Below are 14,445 nucleotides of genomic sequence, written 5' to 3' on the forward strand. Positions count from 1 at the left end.
GCTGATCCCGTCTCAACCGGCGGCGGTCGTCCTCTGTCGCGGCCGGAAGCGGCCGAGCAGCGCGTCCCGCGCGGTCTGGGCGCCGAGCCGGCTGGCCGCGCCGACCTCGACGGTGGGCAGCGGCAGCGGCTCCTGCACGGGCAGGCCGACGTTCACCACGACCGCATCCGGGTCCCGGAGCGCGGTCCGCTCGATCAGCGCCCGCTGCGCCGGCTCCGCATCCGGTCGATCCACGAGGACGACCGTCGTGCCGGTCGCCGCGGCGACCTCGTCGATCACGGCGTCCTGCTCGACCACGGGCCGTGCGGCCACGTCGAGCCGCACGCGGATGCCGTCTCCCGCGAGCGCCTCCGCGACGTACGAGGCGGCGCTGTCGACCGCGAGCGTCGAGCGACGGCGGGCATCGATCACCGCCAGGGCCTCCGCGGCCTCGGGGGCATCGCCGGCGAGCGACACGGACCGGCGGACGATCTCGGCGGCGTCGAACGCGGCAGCCTCCTCGTCCGAGGTCGCGCTCGTGCGCAGCCGGGTCGCGAGAGCCGACACCCGCGCGGCGGCCTCCTCGACGCGCTCCCGGGAGAGCGAGCCGTCCCGCAGCGCGGCGACGATCCCGTCGCGGGCGGCGAGGAAGTCGCGCCGGTCCTGGTCGGGAAGAGCGGCCTCGCCGGGGTTGGTCGGGTTGCCGATGCACAGCAGGTCGGCGCCGGCGGCCAGAGCGAGGGCGGCGCCCCCGCCGAGTCCGACGGTCTCGCGGATCGCGGCCATGTCCAGCGCGTCGGTGATGATGACGCCCTGGAAGCCCCACTCCCGCAGCATGCCGAGCACGCGCGGGTTGAGGGTGGCCGGCTGCGCGCCCCACGCGGGGACGACGATGTGCGCGGTCATGATCGCGTCCACCCCCGCCTCCACGGCGGCGCGGAACGGCTCGAGGTGCACGCGCTCGTACTCGGCCACGTCGAGCGCGATCTCGGGCAGCGCGTGGTGGGAGTCGAGGTGGGTGTCGCCGTGACCCGGGAAGTGCTTGACGCACGCGGCCGCCCCGCCGTCCTGGATGCCGTCGACCGTGGCGACGACGTGGCGCGTCACCAGCGCCTCCTCGGACCCGAACGAGCGCACGCCGATGACGGGGTTGCGCGGGTCGGTGTTGACGTCGGCGACCGGACCGAGCACGACGTTCGCACCGACGGCGCGCACGCGGCGGGCGAGTTCCGCCCCGGTCCGCTCCGATGCGACGACGTCGTCGAGGGCGCCGAGCTGCGCGGCACCGGGGAGGGTGGAGCCGCTCCCGGACTCCAGGCGCGTGACGCTGCCGCCCTCCTCGTCGACGCCGATCAGGGCGTCCGGGTTCGCGTCCAGGATCTGCGCGCTCAGCGCGGGCAGTCCCTCGCCGACGTTCTGACCGAAGTACACGACGCCGGCCAGGCCGTCGCGCAGCTCCTCCACGAGCCAGGCGGGGGCCGTGGTGCCGAGGAATCCGGGCCAGAGCACGCCGTTCGCGAGACGCTCGAGCTCGTCGGTCATCCCTTCACCGCCCCCGCGACCATGCCGGCGGAGAGCCGGCGCTGCACGATGACGAAGAAGATCATGACGGGCACGGTGATGATCGTCGAGGCGGCCATGATGCTGCCCCAGTCGTTGGAGTACAGGCCGAAGAACGACTTGAGGCCGATCGAGACCGTGTACTGGTCGGTCTGCGCGCCGAGGATCGTCATGGCGAAGATGAACTCGTTCCACGCCGTGATGAAGCTGAAGATGCTCGTCGCGACGAGACCGGGCATCACGAGCGGCAGCAGGATGGAGCGGAACATCCGCCACCAGCTCGCGCCGTCGATGTAGGCGGCCTCTTCGAGCTCGACCGGGACGGCCGCGACGAAGCCGCGCAGCATCCAGATGCCGAACGCGAGCGACAGCGCCACGTAGACGACCATCAGGCCGATGATGCTGTTGAGCAGACCGAGGCTCTTCACCTGGAGGAACAGCGGGATGACGAGTGCCTCGAGCGGCACCATCTGCACCACGAGGATCATCATCAGCACCGTGGTGCGGAACTTGAAGCGGAAGCGCGCGACGGCGACCGCCGCGAGCAGGCAGACGATGGCGCTGACGAGCACCGTGACGAGGGCCACGATCGCCGAGTTGCGCAGGTACGTGCCGAAGCCGCCCTCCGTGAGCACGAAGGCGAAGTTGTCCCACGTGAACTCCTGCGGGAGGAGCGACTGCCCGCCGCTGGACGCCTTGGCGTCGAAGGCGCTGGAGACCATCCAGTAGACGGGGAACAGCGTGAAGACGAGGACGGCGGCGACGCCGATGCCGAGTCCGATCCGCGACCGGAGCCTGGGGCGGGGGTTCACAGCTCGTCCTCCTTCATGAGGGAGCGGATGTAGACGATCGTGATGCCGATCAGGACGAGGGTCAACAGCACCGCGAGCGCGGCACCGAATCCGTAGCGGTTCTGACCGAACGACTCCACGTACGACCACACGCCGAGGTTGAGCACCTGACGGTTGCCGCCGCTGCCGCCGGGCATGAGGTACACCTGCGCGAAGACCTTGAAGTCCCAGATCGTCGACAGGATGATGACGACGGAGAAGACGGGCTTGAGCGTCGGGAAGATGATCTTCCAGAAGCGGCGCCACGCGCCGGCCCCGTCGAGCGCCGCCGCCTCGAGCATCTCCTTCGAGACGCCCAGGAGCCCGGCGAGCACGGTGATGGCCACGAACGGGAAGCCGTGGTGGACGACGTTCAGCAGCACGATCGCGTAGAACGACCACTGGTTGGTGAACCAGTTGACCTGGCCGTCGATGAGGCCGAGGTCCTGCAGGACGCTGTTGAAGATGCCGCGGTCGGCATCGAAGATGAAGGTCCAGACGTACGTGCCGGTCACGGCGGGCATCGCCCACGCGACCATGATGCAGCTGGAGACGATGGTGCGCCACACGGTACCCAGGCGCGCCAGCAGCAGCGCCACGAGGGTTCCGAGTGCGACGGTGGTGAACACCGCGACGGCGGCGAAGCCGACCGTGTTGGGGAGCACCACCGTCCACAGGGTCGGATTGGTGAGCGCCTCGGCGTAGTTGGCCAGCCCGATCCAGTTGCTCTCACCGGTGTTGATCTCGCGCAGACCGTAGTCCTGCAGCGAGTAGAGGAACACCTGCACGAGCGGCCAGAGCATGAGCCCCGCGAGGATGATCAGCCCGGGGGCGAGGAGGAGCCAGGGGCGGGCCGTGACGATCGAGAGACCGCGACGCTTCCGGCCGCCGGCCACGGAGGCGGAGGAGGGCTCCGCCTTCGTGGCCGGCAGTGGCGCTTGCACCATCGACATGGAAGGAATGGTTCCTTACTGGTTGAGCAGTTCGGTCATCTCGGCGGCGGCGTCCTTCGTCGCGGTCGCGACGTCCTTCTGCCCGCTGAGGATGGCCTGGATCATGGCGTTGGTGGTCTTCTTCGCCTGCACGGCGCCGAAGTTCGGCGTGACCGGGACGGACGCGCCGCCGTCGACCATCTGCTCGGCGAACGGAGCGACGAGCGGGTCGGTCGAGGCGAGGGCCTCCTCCATCGCGGACTGGACGCCCGGGAAGTAGCCGGTCTCGTCGGACCACTGCTCGGCGAACTCACCGGTGGTCATGAGCTTGACGAACTCCCACGCGAGGTCGGCGTTCTTCGTGGTGTTGAACACCGACAGGTGCGAGCCGCCGAGCACGGACGGAGCGATGCCGCCGTCCTGGCCGGGGATCACGGCCGCGCCGATCTTGCCCTCGAGCTCGGGGTTGGCCTCGATGAGCGCGTTCGGCGTCCACGAGCCGGAGAGCATCATCGCGACGTTGCCCTGCGTGAAGGCGTCCCGGAGGTCGGTCTCCTTCCACGTGGTCGCACCGGCCGACGAGAAGCCGTGCTCGGTGGCCAGGCCCGTGTAGAACTCGATGCCGGCCTGCGACTCGGCGCTGTCGAGCTCGCTGGTCCAGGTGTCGCCGTCCTTCGTGGCGATCTCGCCGCCGGCGCCCCAGACCCAGGGGTAGACCTGGAACTCGGCGTCACCCGCGACGGGGAAGGGCAGCATGTCGGGCTTGGCGGCCTTGATGGCCTCACCGGCGGCGACGATGTCGTCCCAGGTCTTCGGAGCCTCGAGACCGAGCTCCTCGAAGACGTCGGTGCGGTAGACGATGGAGCGGACACCGGCGTACCACGGCATGCCGTACAGCTCCTTGTCGTAGGTGCCGGCGACGGCGAGGCCCTCGACGAGGTCGTCGCGCAGGCCGTCTTCGGCGTCGACGTACTCGTCGAGCGGGAGGAGCGCGCCGGCGTCGGCGAACTCCGCGGTCCAGGTGGTGCCGGTCTCGGCGATGTCCGGGGTGGTGCCGCCGGCGATCGAGGTGACGAAGCGGTCGTGGGCGTCGGCCCACTGGATCTCCTCGATGGTGACCTTCGCGCCGGTCTCCTCCTCGAAGGCGTCCGAGACCTTGTCGTAGAACGCGGTCGCGTCGGGGTTGGTCCCCTTCATGATCCAGACCGTCAGCTCCTGGCCCTCGCCATTGGTCGAGCCGTTGTCGCCGCTGCCGCCGGCGCAGCCGGCCAGAGCGATCGTGGCAGCGGCGCCGAGCGCCACCGCCGGAAGAATGCGCTTGTGCATGGGGGATCTCCTCTTTGAAAGTCCAGGTGTGCATCGGGTGCGTACCGGGGATAGGAAAAAGTATTCACGACTAACTAATTCCCTGCAAGTTCCTCCCAGAATCGTCATACCCCCGTAACATCAGGCCTCCGGGGTAGGCTCCCCGCATGCCCCGCCGTGGATCAGACGCCGACCGCCCTCCGCTCCCCCGGCACGCACCGCCGTCGACGCGCGGCCGGACCTCCCGGGTCCTGCGGGGCCTCGGGATCGGGCTCGCCGTCGTCCTCGTCTCCACCGCGGCGGTCGCGGGATTCCTCGTGTGGGACGTGTTCAACCGGGTGGGCGACGGCGCCGTCACCCTGGAGGGCGCCCCGCAGGTCGACCCGCCCACGCTCGGCGCGTATCCCGACGACAAGGCTTTCAGCATCCTCATCGTGGGGACGGACGAGTGCGGCCCGAAGGCGACCGCGCTGTTCGACGAACGCTGCGCCGAAGCCGACGGCCGGAGCCGCAACGACGTCAACCTCCTCGTGCACGTCTCGGCGGCGCCCCGGAACGTGACCGTCGTCTCCCTCCCCCGCGACCTCGGCGTCCCCGTACCCGAGTGCACCCGCGAGGACGGCTCCGTCGCGTCCGCGATGGAGAAGGCGTCGATGAACGCGCTGTTCGAGCACGCCGGCCTCTCCTGCATCGCGAAGACCGTGAGCGAACTGGGCGACATCCCGGTGGAGTTCGCCGCCAAGATCAGCTTCGACGGTGTCATGGCCGTCACCGACGCGATCGGCGGCGTCGAGGTCTGCATCGCCGGCGACGGCATCCGCGATCGTCACACCGGCATCGACTGGCCGGCAGGCTTGCGGACGGTCTCGGGCGTGGAGGCCCTCCAGTTCATCCGCACCCGGCACGGCGTGGGGGACGAGAGCGACCTCGCGCGCATCTCCAACCAGCAGCAGTACATGTCACGGCTGGCCAAGAAGGTGCTCAGCGAGGACACTCTGACCGACATCCCCAAGGTGCTGCGACTGACCAACGCCACCGCCGACAACATCGATCCCAGCGACGAGCTCGCCGACCCGCTGCGCCTGGCCCAGCTCGCACTCGCCCTCAAGGATGTGAACTTCAGCGACTTCGTGTTCGTGCAGTACCCGAACATCGCCGATCCGTTCGACGACGACAAGGTCGTGCCGGACGAGGAGGCCGCGGCCGCGCTGTGGGACGCGGTGCGGGCCGGACAGCCGCTCCAGCTCACCGGCGACGTGACGACGCACCGCGGCGTGGAGCTGGTCACCCCCGCGCCCACGGCGCCGGAGACGCCGGAGACGGAATCCACTCCCGAGGCGAGCGCCACGCCGGACGCGCGCGCGACGCTCCCGCCGGAGGTGTCGGGGCAGACCCTCGAGCAGGAGACCTGCGCGGTGGGCAACCAGCGCTGACCACCGCGGCCGCGGCGTAGGCTCGACGGCATGGGACGGACGCGATCACGGGACGCCGAGCACCCGCAGACCCGCCTCGACCACGGCGGCCTCGCCCGCATCGTCCCGTCGGAGTTCACGAGCGGCTACGAGCTCGTCGTGGACGACACCCCCCAATCGCACGTCGACCTCGACGACCCCACGCACCTGCACTTCGAGTACATCGTGCGGATGGGGGCGGTGATCGACCAGCTGCACCCCGGGCCGCTCACCGCGGTGCACCTCGGCGCCGGGGCCCTCACCATCCCCCGCTACATCGACGCGACCCGCCCCGGGTCACGCCAGCAGGTCATCGAACTGGAGGCCCCGCTGGTGCAGCTCGTCCGCGAGCACCTCCCCCTGCCGAAGGGGGCGGCCATCCGGTTGCGCATCGGCGATGCGAGGGAGGGGGTCCGGAAGCTTCCGGCGGCCCTGCACGGCGCGTGCGACCTCGTCGTCTCGGATGTGTACTCGGGCGCGCAGACACCCGCCCACCTCACGAGCGTCGAGTTCTACCGGGAGCTCGCCGCGCTGCTCGCCCCCGGCGGCGTCCTGCTCGTCAACGTCGCCGACGGTCCCGGTCTCGCGTTCGCCCGTCGACAGGCCGCGACCATCGCCGAGGTGCTCCCGGAGATCGGGATCCTCGCCGACACCCAGGTGCTCAAGGGCCGCCGCTTCGGCAACCTCGTGGTCGCGGCATCCGCCGCCCCTCTCCCGACGGAGTGGCTGCCCCGGATGCTCGCCGCGGGTCCGCATCCCGCGAAGATCGCCCAGGGGGACGAGGCCCGCGCCTTCCTCCAGGGCGCCCGGATCGTCACGGACGCCGACGCCGTCGCGTCCCCGCGACCCGATGCCTCGCTGTTCCTGCGCTGATCGGGCGCGCCGCCCCGAGGAGCGCGGAAGCGGCAGGCAGACTGGACGGGGACAGGTGCGGGGACGCGCGGAAGGAGAGCAATGAGTTTGATCCGGGGATACGACCGGGAGAGCCTCCGCGAACAGGTCGATCTCGACGAGTGCGCGGCACGCCTGGCCGAGATCGAGGAGCAGCGCAGCCTTCCCGCCCTGCTGGAGCGGGTCTGGCTGCTGAAGGTGCTGGGACGCCTCGACGACGCCCTCGCGCTCGCCGACGAAGCCGTGCGGCAGGCCCGGATGGCCGGCACCCGCAAGGACGTGCTCCGCGCCCGGGTGCTGCACGCGACGATCCTGCAGTACCGGGGCGCATACGCCGCCGCCGAGCAGGAGCTGGCCACGTGCGCCGCGGAGGCGGAGGGGCAGCGCTGGCTGTCGATCGCCGCTTTCGCCTATCAGCACCACGGCAAGAACGCCTACGACGCCGAGGACTACGAGACCGCGCGGGAGAGCTTCAAGCAGTCGCTGTTCCTGCGGCGCGAGTCCGGCGCGGAGGACCGGGAGCTGGAGACCGTGCTCCTCGCCATCGAGGCCGTGGAGCGCCGTCGTCCGGCGCAGCTCGTCGCCGGCTGACGTCGTTGCGCCCGAGTGTCCGCGGCATGCCTTAGCCTGAGCGCATGGCGGAACTTGACCGCGTGCGCGTCTGGGGCGAGGCACTGATCCGGTTGCATCTCGACGACAGCTGGTCGTTCGACTTCGACCATGCCAAGCGTCGCGCCGGCCAATGCGACTACACGCGCAAGCGCATCACCGTGTCGCGGTATCTCGCCGCCCGCTTCGAGGACGACGAGATCCACCAGGTGCTCCTGCACGAGGTGGCCCACGCCCTCGCCGGACACCAGGCCGCCCATGGCCCCGCCTGGAAGCGCGTGGCGCGCGACCTGGGCTATGTCGGCGGCACGACGCACCGCGGGGAGACCGCCGTCGAGCTCGCTCCGTGGGTCGGCCGCTGCCCGGCCGGTCACGTCACGTATCGACACCGCCGCCCGAGCCGGGCCACGTCCTGCGCCCGCTGCTCCCGCACGTTCGATGCCCAGCACCTCTTCGCCTGGACGCGTCGCGAGATCACGACCGACGCCCGCCTCGCCGCGCAGGCCCCGCGCTGAGGGCCGAGGGAGCGGGGTCGCCTGCTCAGACGGCTGAACCGCCGGAGCGCGGCTGCTCTTCGGACGCGGAGGCGTCCTCCTCGGCCGGCGCGGCGTCCTCCTCAGCAGGCGCGGCGTCCTCCTCAGCAGGCGCGGCGTCCTCCTCCGCGTCCGAGGGTGCCTGACCCGCGGCCGCGTCTCGATGTGCCGCGGGTTCGGTCGACGGGGTCAGCCCGGACTCGGTCTCGGCTGCGGTCTCGCGGTGACGGCGGCGTCGACGAACGAGCGCGGTGAGACCCCGCCAGCCGAGCAGGAACACGCCGAGCACGAGCGTCGCCACGATGACGAAGGGCACCTCCGCGGTGTCTCCGCTGAGCAGACGCAGCAGCATGCCGACGACGACCGTCACCACCCACACCACCGCGCCCCACGGCAGCGACCACGGCCGCCGCGGCCGTGCGGGGAGCAGCAGCGCAGCGGCGTGCCCCACCAGCAGGGCCACGAGGAACGGCCACGCCGTGAGGAGGAACCCTGCCGGGTCCTCCTGGTGGGAGGCGCGACCGATGGCGGCGAAGACGAGGACGAGGACGGCGTCGACGAGGAGAGCGGGGAGGAACCTCATTCCTCGACCCTACGCGGATCGCGTGCTCACTCGAAGCGCGTGAACCGCCCGCCGCGCAGAACGGGGACGGCGTCCACCGCGTCCAGGACGGCGGAGTCCGCGGTGCTGGTCGGCACCAGTCCGGCGGCCCGGATGCGATCGGTCGCGGAGACCCCGGCCTGCAGCTCCCGTCCGGAGCCCGTCGCCCCGATCAGGTGCTTCAGCGCGCGCCGCAGCGCGCGGAAGCCCTCTGCGGCCACGGCGGCGTCCGGTGCCGTGTGGTCGATGCCGAGATCGGTGAGCGCCGCCGCGATCGCTCCGGCCCCGAGCTGGTCCTCCACGGCGACGCGCAGCTCCCCCGCGGCATCGAGCTCGCCGGCCGGGACGAGCGCGACCGAGGTGCGGTCCTGGCGGCGTTCCTGCTCCACCTGCACGGCCCTGGCCACGGCACCGGCGTTGCGGATGGAGCCCAGCAGGACCGTGGCCCCGGTCGGGGCGGCGGCTGCCACCGCCGCCCCGTTCCGCGACCAGTCGAGCGCTCCGGCCAGCTCGATCTCCGCTCCCGCGGCCACCGCATCGGCGACCGTCGAGGAGAACCGGAGGACGTCGATCACCACGACGACGTCGGCCGGGGCGAGACGGGCGAGCCCGGACACCCCCCAGTCGAGTCGGACCTGGTACGGGGACTGATCGAACGGCGACGGCATCCGTCCAGCCTAGAGCCGTCAGTCCGCCGCGAGTGCCTCGACCGGAGCCACCCTGGTCGCCAGCCGGGTCGGCGTCGCGGCGGCCACGAGCGTGAGCAGCGCGGTCGCGGCGACGATGATCACCACGGGAAGCCACGGCACCTGCGGGGCGATCAGCCCGGCGGGCGTGAACTCCGGCAGGACCGGAACGGAGCCGAGCAGCGACTGGGCCGCGATCCACCCGTAGAGCACCCCGAGCAGGAGACCGGTGAGGGTCGCCGCCACCGTGATGTGCGTCGCCTCCAGCAGCACCATGCGGCGCACCTGGCGGTTGGACAGACCGATCGAGCGCAGCAGTCCGAGCTCGCGGCGCCGCTGCACGACGCCGATGGTGAGGAGGTTGACGAGGCCGACGGCTGCGATCACGGCCGAGACGGCGACGAGCACCATCATGATGGCCGCGAAGGCGTCGTACGGCGCGAAGAACTCCGCCGGGATCTCCTCCGTGGTCTGGCTGGTCATCAGGCGCTTCGACGACTCCAGCGCCACCGCGAACATCGTCACCAGGGTCACGCCCATGACGACGCCGATGGCCATCCGCGACGACCGCTCCGGGTACCGCAGGGCGTTCTCGGCCGCGAGTCGGGCGGTCGCGCTCGAGCCGAACAGGCGCCCCACGAGGCGGAGCACCGGCGGCATGAACAGCACGGATCCCAGGGCGAGCCCGGTGAAGGAGAGGATGCCGCCGAAGAACGCGACCACGACACCGAGCGGTGTGACGAGTCCGAGGACGACGCCGCCCGCGAGCAGAGCCGCGCCGGAGATCAGCAGCACCCAGGCCCCGACATGGCGACCCTTGCGCCCGGAGACCTCGTCACGGGTGCGCTCGACGGCACCGCCCAGAGCCTGCAGCGGCGTCACCGCGAGCACGCGCCGCGACCCCACCCAGGCGGCCGCCCAGGTGGTGAGCGCGACACCGACCGCCGGAAGGGCGAGAGCCGGCTGGGCGAGCGAGAAGGACGACGGCGAGGTGGCGACGAGCTGCCCGCCGAGCTGGACGGCCGCCGCGGAGAGGAGCAATCCGGCGAGAAGGCCGAGGCCCGCGCCGAGGAGCCCGACGACGAGCCCCTGCCGGCCGACCTGCGCCCGCTGCGAGCGCGCGGTCGCCCCGATGAGACGCATCAGCGCGATCTGCCGGGTGCGGCCCGCGATGATCGTCGAGAACGTGTTCGCCGTGACGATCGCGGCCACGTACATCGCGACGGCGGTGAGCAGCACCGACAGGATCGCGACGACGACCGCGAGCGTGCCGCTGTCGCCGATGAACGGATCGGCCTGGAGCACGGCGCCGATGTAGGCCGTGATCTCGACGAGGAAGACGCCGAATGCGGACGAGAGCGCGGCGACGAGGACGCTCGCGCCCATGCCGCGGTCGCGGAGCCAGGCCAGCCGGGGTCCGGTCGTCCGCGTCTCCGGGACGACCGTGGCGAGCGCGGTCATGCCGACACCTCCGCGGCGAGCATGTAGGCCGAGATCTGCTCCGCGGTCTGCCGCGGGTGATCCGCCACGATCCGCCCGTCGCCGAGGTAGAGCACCCGGTCGGCGTGGCTCGCCGCGATCGCGTCATGCGTGACCATCGCGATGGACTGGCCGTGCTCCCGACTGGCGGCCGCGAGCAGGCGCAGCACCTCCCGTCCGGTCTGGGAGTCGAGGTTGCCCGTGGGCTCGTCCGCGAACACGAGGTCGGGGGCGGTGGCGAGGGCCCTGGCGATGGCGACGCGCTGCTGCTGCCCTCCCGAGAGCTGGTGCGGCCGGTGCCCGAGGCGCTTGCCGAGGCCGAGCGTCTCGATGAGCCCGTCGATCCGTGCCCGCTCGATGGCGCTGGGGCGGCGGCCGTCGAGCTCGAACGGCAGCAGGATGTTGCCGAGGGCGTCGAGCGTGGGGACGAGGTTGAACGCCTGGAAGATGAACCCGACGCGGCGGCGGCGCAGGATGGTCAGGTCGAGGTCGCCGAGGCCCGTGATCTCGGTGTCGCCGATCCACGCCCGTCCCTCCGTCGGGCTGTCGAGGCCGGCCATGATGTGCATGAGGGTGGACTTGCCGGATCCGGACGGACCCATGATGGCGGTGAACTGTCCGCGGCGGATGCCGACGCTCACGTCGTCGAGCGCGCGGACGGTGCCCTCGCCCGAGCCGTAGGTCTTCTTCAGGTGCTGGACGCGGGCGGCGAGCCCGAGGTCGGTGGTCGTGATCTCCATGTCCACGACGCTATTTCCGCGCCCCCGCTCGTCGCGTCGCCCGCCGGAAGCATCCCGCTACATCGGGAGGATGATCCCGCGTCCTCCCGGCCCACCCCCTTGCGTTCCTCCCACCCCTCTACGGACCGCCGCAAGGGGCCGGGTCGAACGGAAGGGGGTGGGTCGGCGTCAGGCGAGGCCGTGCTCGAAAGCGAACACGACGAGCTGCACGCGGTCGCGGAGCGCGAGCTTCGTGAGGATGCGGCTGATGTGGGTCTTCACCGTGGCCTCGCTGAGGAACTCCCGCGCGGCGATCTCGGCGTTCGACAGACCCCGGGCGGCGAGCGCGAAGATCTCCCGCTCCCGCTCCGTCAGCTCGGCGTACTGCGGCGGCACGGGCTTCGGAGCCTCCGCGAAGTGCTCGAACAGCTCCCGGGTCGCCGAGGCCGCGATCACGCTGGACCCCGCGTGCACGGTCCGGATCGCGGCGAGCAGGAACTCCGGATCGGCGTCCTTGAGGAGGAAGCCGCTCGCCCCCTGCCGGATCGCCCGCGCCGCCGCCTCGTCGAGGTCGAACGTGGTCAGCATCACGATGCGCGGGGGTTCCGGGCGGGACAGGATCTCCGCGGTCGCGGTCAGCCCGTCCATGACCGGCATCCGGATGTCCATGAGCACCACGTCCGGCCGGGTCGCGGCGACCACGTCGAGAGCCTCGCGCCCGTTGCCCGCCTCCCCCACGACCTCGAGGTCCGGCTGGGAGGCCACGAGCATGCGGATACCGGCCCGGAACAGCGCCTGGTCGTCCACCAGCACGACTCTGATCACTGCGGGGCTCCGATCGGAAGGCTGCTCTGGACGACGAACTGCGCACCACGGCGCTCGGCTTGCAGACTACCGCCCACGAGCTGGGCGCGCTCGCGCATGCCGATGAGCCCGTGTCCCCCGGGGGTCCCCGGCGTCGACTCGGGCGAGACGGTGTTGCGGACCTCGATGTCGACGCGATCCGGGAGCCACGCGAGATGCACGTCCACCGCGCCGTCGCCGTGGCGGATCGCGTTCGTCAGCGCCTCCTGGAGGATCCGGTAGACCGCGAGCTGGATGGCCCCCGGCGGCTCCCCCGGAGGCATGGGGTCGACCGTGACCCGCGGCTCGATGCCGGCCTGGCGCACCTGGGCGAACAGCGTCTCGAGATCGGCGAGGGTCGGCTGCGGACCGTCGCCCTGCCGATGACGGAGCTGGGTGAGGAGCATCCGCACGTCGCTCAGTGCTCCGCGGGCGGTCTGCGCGATCGTGCCGAGGGCCTCCGTCGCGATCTCCGGCTTCACGGCCGCGGCATAGCGCGCGCCGTCGGCCTGGGCGATGACGACCGCGAGCGAGTGGGCCACGACGTCATGCATGTCCCGCGCGATGCGCACCCGTTCCTGCTCCTCGGCGGCCAGGGCCTCGGCCTGCAGCTGCGCCGAACGCGTGCGCCGGTTGCGCAGCACGACCCGCCAGAGGAGGCCGCACACCCACGCGAACCCCAGCGCCATGATGGAGGCCGCGACGAGCAGGGTGCCGCCGGTCACGAGCTCCCACCCGCTGCCGGAGCCGAACATGACGCCCCCGACGACGACCATGTACAGCGCAGCGACGATGCCGCCCACGATCACCGACCCGAACCCCCACCAGAGCACGCGGCGGGTGCCCCACGCGGAGGTCGCGTACAGCACGAGGAGGATCGCGAAGTCGGTCGGCAGCGGCCCGAACCCGGCCAGCATCTGCACGATGGCTCCGGCCCAGGCCGCGGCCAGCGCGAGACCGGGTGCCAGACGACCGATCGCGACACCGCAGAACAGGAACACCGACGACGAGATCAGACCGATGACGTTGACCGCGGAGGACCCGGCCACGTCCGGCTGGGGCGCATAGAACACGACCCCGAGCGGCGTCAGAAGCGCGAACAGCAGCACCGCCCCGACGATGTCGAGGACGAGGCCGGTACGGGACAGCGGACGGATCACTCCCCCACGCTACGCGAGCGGCTCGGGCGCGGCATCCGTCGCGGGATGTATCCGTCAGGTGCGGGCGAGGATCTCCCCATGCGGCACGAGGAACCAGCCGTCGCCGTCGTCGGCCCAGCGCTTCCAGGCGTCGCTGATCTCCTGCAGGTCGGCCGCGGATGCCATCCCCTCGTCCACGAGCTGCCGGGCGAGCGCCGACTCCAGGATGCGGTCGGCCCACATCCCGCCCCACCAGGCGCGCTCGGACGGCGTCGCATAGCACCAGGTCGACGCGGTCGCCGTGACGTCTTCGAAGCCCGCGGCGCGTGCCCAGGCCAGGAGGCGGCGGCCGGCATCCGGCTCTCCGCCGTTCGCCCGGGCGGCGGCGCGGTACAGCGCGAGCCACCGGTCGAGCTCCGGCAGGACCGGGAACCACAGGAAGCCCGCGTAGTCGGCGTCGCGGGCGGCGATGAGTCCCCCGGGCTTCGCGACGCGGCGCATCTCCCGCAGTGCCTGCACCGGATCGGCGACGTGCTGCAGCACCTGGTGCGCGTGCACGACGTCGAAGGAGTCGTCGGCGAAGCTCAGCGCGTGCACGTCCTCGACGGAGAAGGTGATGTTCGTGACGCCCCGCGCGGTGGCGAGGTCGCGGGAGAGGGACAGCGCGGCGTCGTCGATCTCGGTCGCCGTGACGTGCGCGACCACCCCCGCGAAGTCCACCGTGATCGATCCGGGTCCCGCTCCCACGTCGAGGAGCCGGGTCTCTGCCGTGAGGTGCGGTCGAAGGTAGGCCGCCGAGTTCGCGATGTCCCGCACACTGTGCGAGCGGAGGACGGATTCGTGGTGTCCATGCGTGTACGAGGCCATGCCCTCAGTCTGGCACTCCCG

Annotated in this window: 15 protein-coding genes; 4 read left to right on the top strand and 11 right to left on the bottom strand. The window is 71.6% G+C overall.

The annotated features are described in order from the left end of the window. Positions 1–12: 12 nt before the first annotated feature. The 4 genes from BV453_RS12095 to BV453_RS12110 are packed head-to-tail and all read right to left on the bottom strand — an operon-like array spanning position 13 to position 4,627. Positions 13–1,521 carry a glycoside hydrolase family 3 protein gene (locus tag BV453_RS12095; RefSeq protein ID WP_249521706.1) on the bottom strand — a complete coding sequence of 503 codons (1,509 nt, stop codon included), beginning with the start codon at positions 1,519–1,521 and terminating at the stop codon, positions 13–15. Continuing rightward, positions 1,518–2,351, bottom strand: a complete 834-nt coding sequence (locus BV453_RS12100) for a carbohydrate ABC transporter permease (RefSeq protein ID WP_025104419.1) — start codon at positions 2,349–2,351, stop codon at positions 1,518–1,520. Before BV453_RS12100 ends, BV453_RS12095 begins: the two co-directional genes overlap by 4 nt. Beyond that, a complete protein-coding gene (locus BV453_RS12105) occupies positions 2,348–3,322 on the bottom strand; it encodes a carbohydrate ABC transporter permease (protein ID WP_025104420.1) in 975 nt (324 codons plus the stop codon). The genes BV453_RS12100 and BV453_RS12105 overlap by 4 nt, the downstream gene beginning before the upstream one ends. A 15-nt stretch (positions 3,323–3,337) precedes the next feature. Then, the gene (locus BV453_RS12110; RefSeq protein WP_060922337.1) at positions 3,338–4,627 is read right to left on the bottom strand and encodes a sugar ABC transporter substrate-binding protein; all 1,290 of its coding nucleotides are present in this window, start codon (positions 4,625–4,627) and stop codon (positions 3,338–3,340) included. 146 nt (positions 4,628–4,773) lie between these two features. Between BV453_RS12110 and BV453_RS12115 the strand changes: the two genes are divergently transcribed. From BV453_RS12115 to BV453_RS12130, 4 genes are all read left to right on the top strand, one after another. After that, positions 4,774–6,039 (top strand): LCP family protein, encoded by a 1,266-nt coding sequence (locus tag BV453_RS12115; RefSeq protein ID WP_249521707.1) that lies wholly within the window; start codon positions 4,774–4,776, stop codon positions 6,037–6,039. A 30-nt stretch (positions 6,040–6,069) separates the two neighbouring features. Next, positions 6,070–6,930 carry a spermidine synthase gene (locus BV453_RS12120; RefSeq protein WP_085603771.1) on the top strand — a complete coding sequence of 287 codons (861 nt, stop codon included), beginning with the start codon at positions 6,070–6,072 and terminating at the stop codon, positions 6,928–6,930. An 81-nt stretch (positions 6,931–7,011) separates the two neighbouring features. Then, the gene (locus BV453_RS12125; protein ID WP_025104424.1) at positions 7,012–7,539 is read left to right on the top strand and encodes a hypothetical protein; all 528 of its coding nucleotides are present in this window, start codon (positions 7,012–7,014) and stop codon (positions 7,537–7,539) included. A gap of 44 nt (positions 7,540–7,583) precedes the next feature. Continuing rightward, positions 7,584–8,072 carry a SprT-like domain-containing protein gene (locus BV453_RS12130; protein WP_025104425.1) on the top strand — a complete coding sequence of 163 codons (489 nt, stop codon included), beginning with the start codon at positions 7,584–7,586 and terminating at the stop codon, positions 8,070–8,072. 25 nt (positions 8,073–8,097) lie between these two features. On the opposite strand, the gene BV453_RS16775 is transcribed toward BV453_RS12130, so the two are convergent. The 7 genes from BV453_RS16775 to BV453_RS12165 form a co-directional block, all read right to left on the bottom strand. Continuing rightward, positions 8,098–8,673, bottom strand: a complete 576-nt coding sequence (locus BV453_RS16775; RefSeq protein ID WP_308195742.1) for a DUF3054 domain-containing protein — start codon at positions 8,671–8,673, stop codon at positions 8,098–8,100. Positions 8,674–8,699: 26 nt separating this feature from the next. Continuing rightward, positions 8,700–9,359, bottom strand: a complete 660-nt coding sequence (locus tag BV453_RS12140) for a 2-phosphosulfolactate phosphatase (RefSeq protein ID WP_249521708.1) — start codon at positions 9,357–9,359, stop codon at positions 8,700–8,702. Between the two features lie 18 nt (positions 9,360–9,377). Further along, positions 9,378–10,838 (bottom strand): ABC transporter permease, encoded by a 1,461-nt coding sequence (locus BV453_RS12145; RefSeq protein ID WP_249521709.1) that lies wholly within the window; start codon positions 10,836–10,838, stop codon positions 9,378–9,380. Further along, positions 10,835–11,596 (bottom strand): ABC transporter ATP-binding protein, encoded by a 762-nt coding sequence (locus tag BV453_RS12150; RefSeq protein WP_025104429.1) that lies wholly within the window; start codon positions 11,594–11,596, stop codon positions 10,835–10,837. Before BV453_RS12150 ends, BV453_RS12145 begins: the two co-directional genes overlap by 4 nt. 168 nt (positions 11,597–11,764) lie before the next feature. Continuing rightward, entirely contained in the window at positions 11,765–12,400 is a 636-nt protein-coding gene (locus BV453_RS12155) for a response regulator transcription factor (protein ID WP_025104430.1), read from the bottom strand. Further along, positions 12,397–13,578: a histidine kinase gene (locus BV453_RS12160; protein WP_249521710.1), complete on the bottom strand. Its 1,182-nt coding sequence runs from the start codon at positions 13,576–13,578 to the stop codon at positions 12,397–12,399. The genes BV453_RS12155 and BV453_RS12160 overlap by 4 nt, the downstream gene beginning before the upstream one ends. A gap of 54 nt (positions 13,579–13,632) precedes the next feature. Next, positions 13,633–14,424, bottom strand: coding sequence for a class I SAM-dependent methyltransferase (locus BV453_RS12165; protein ID WP_249521711.1), 792 nt, complete (start codon positions 14,422–14,424; stop codon positions 13,633–13,635). Positions 14,425–14,445: the final 21 nt, after the last annotated feature.

This window comes from Microbacterium sp. ER1 (genome assembly GCF_023383675.1).
GTDB lineage: Bacteria > Actinomycetota > Actinomycetes > Actinomycetales > Microbacteriaceae > Microbacterium.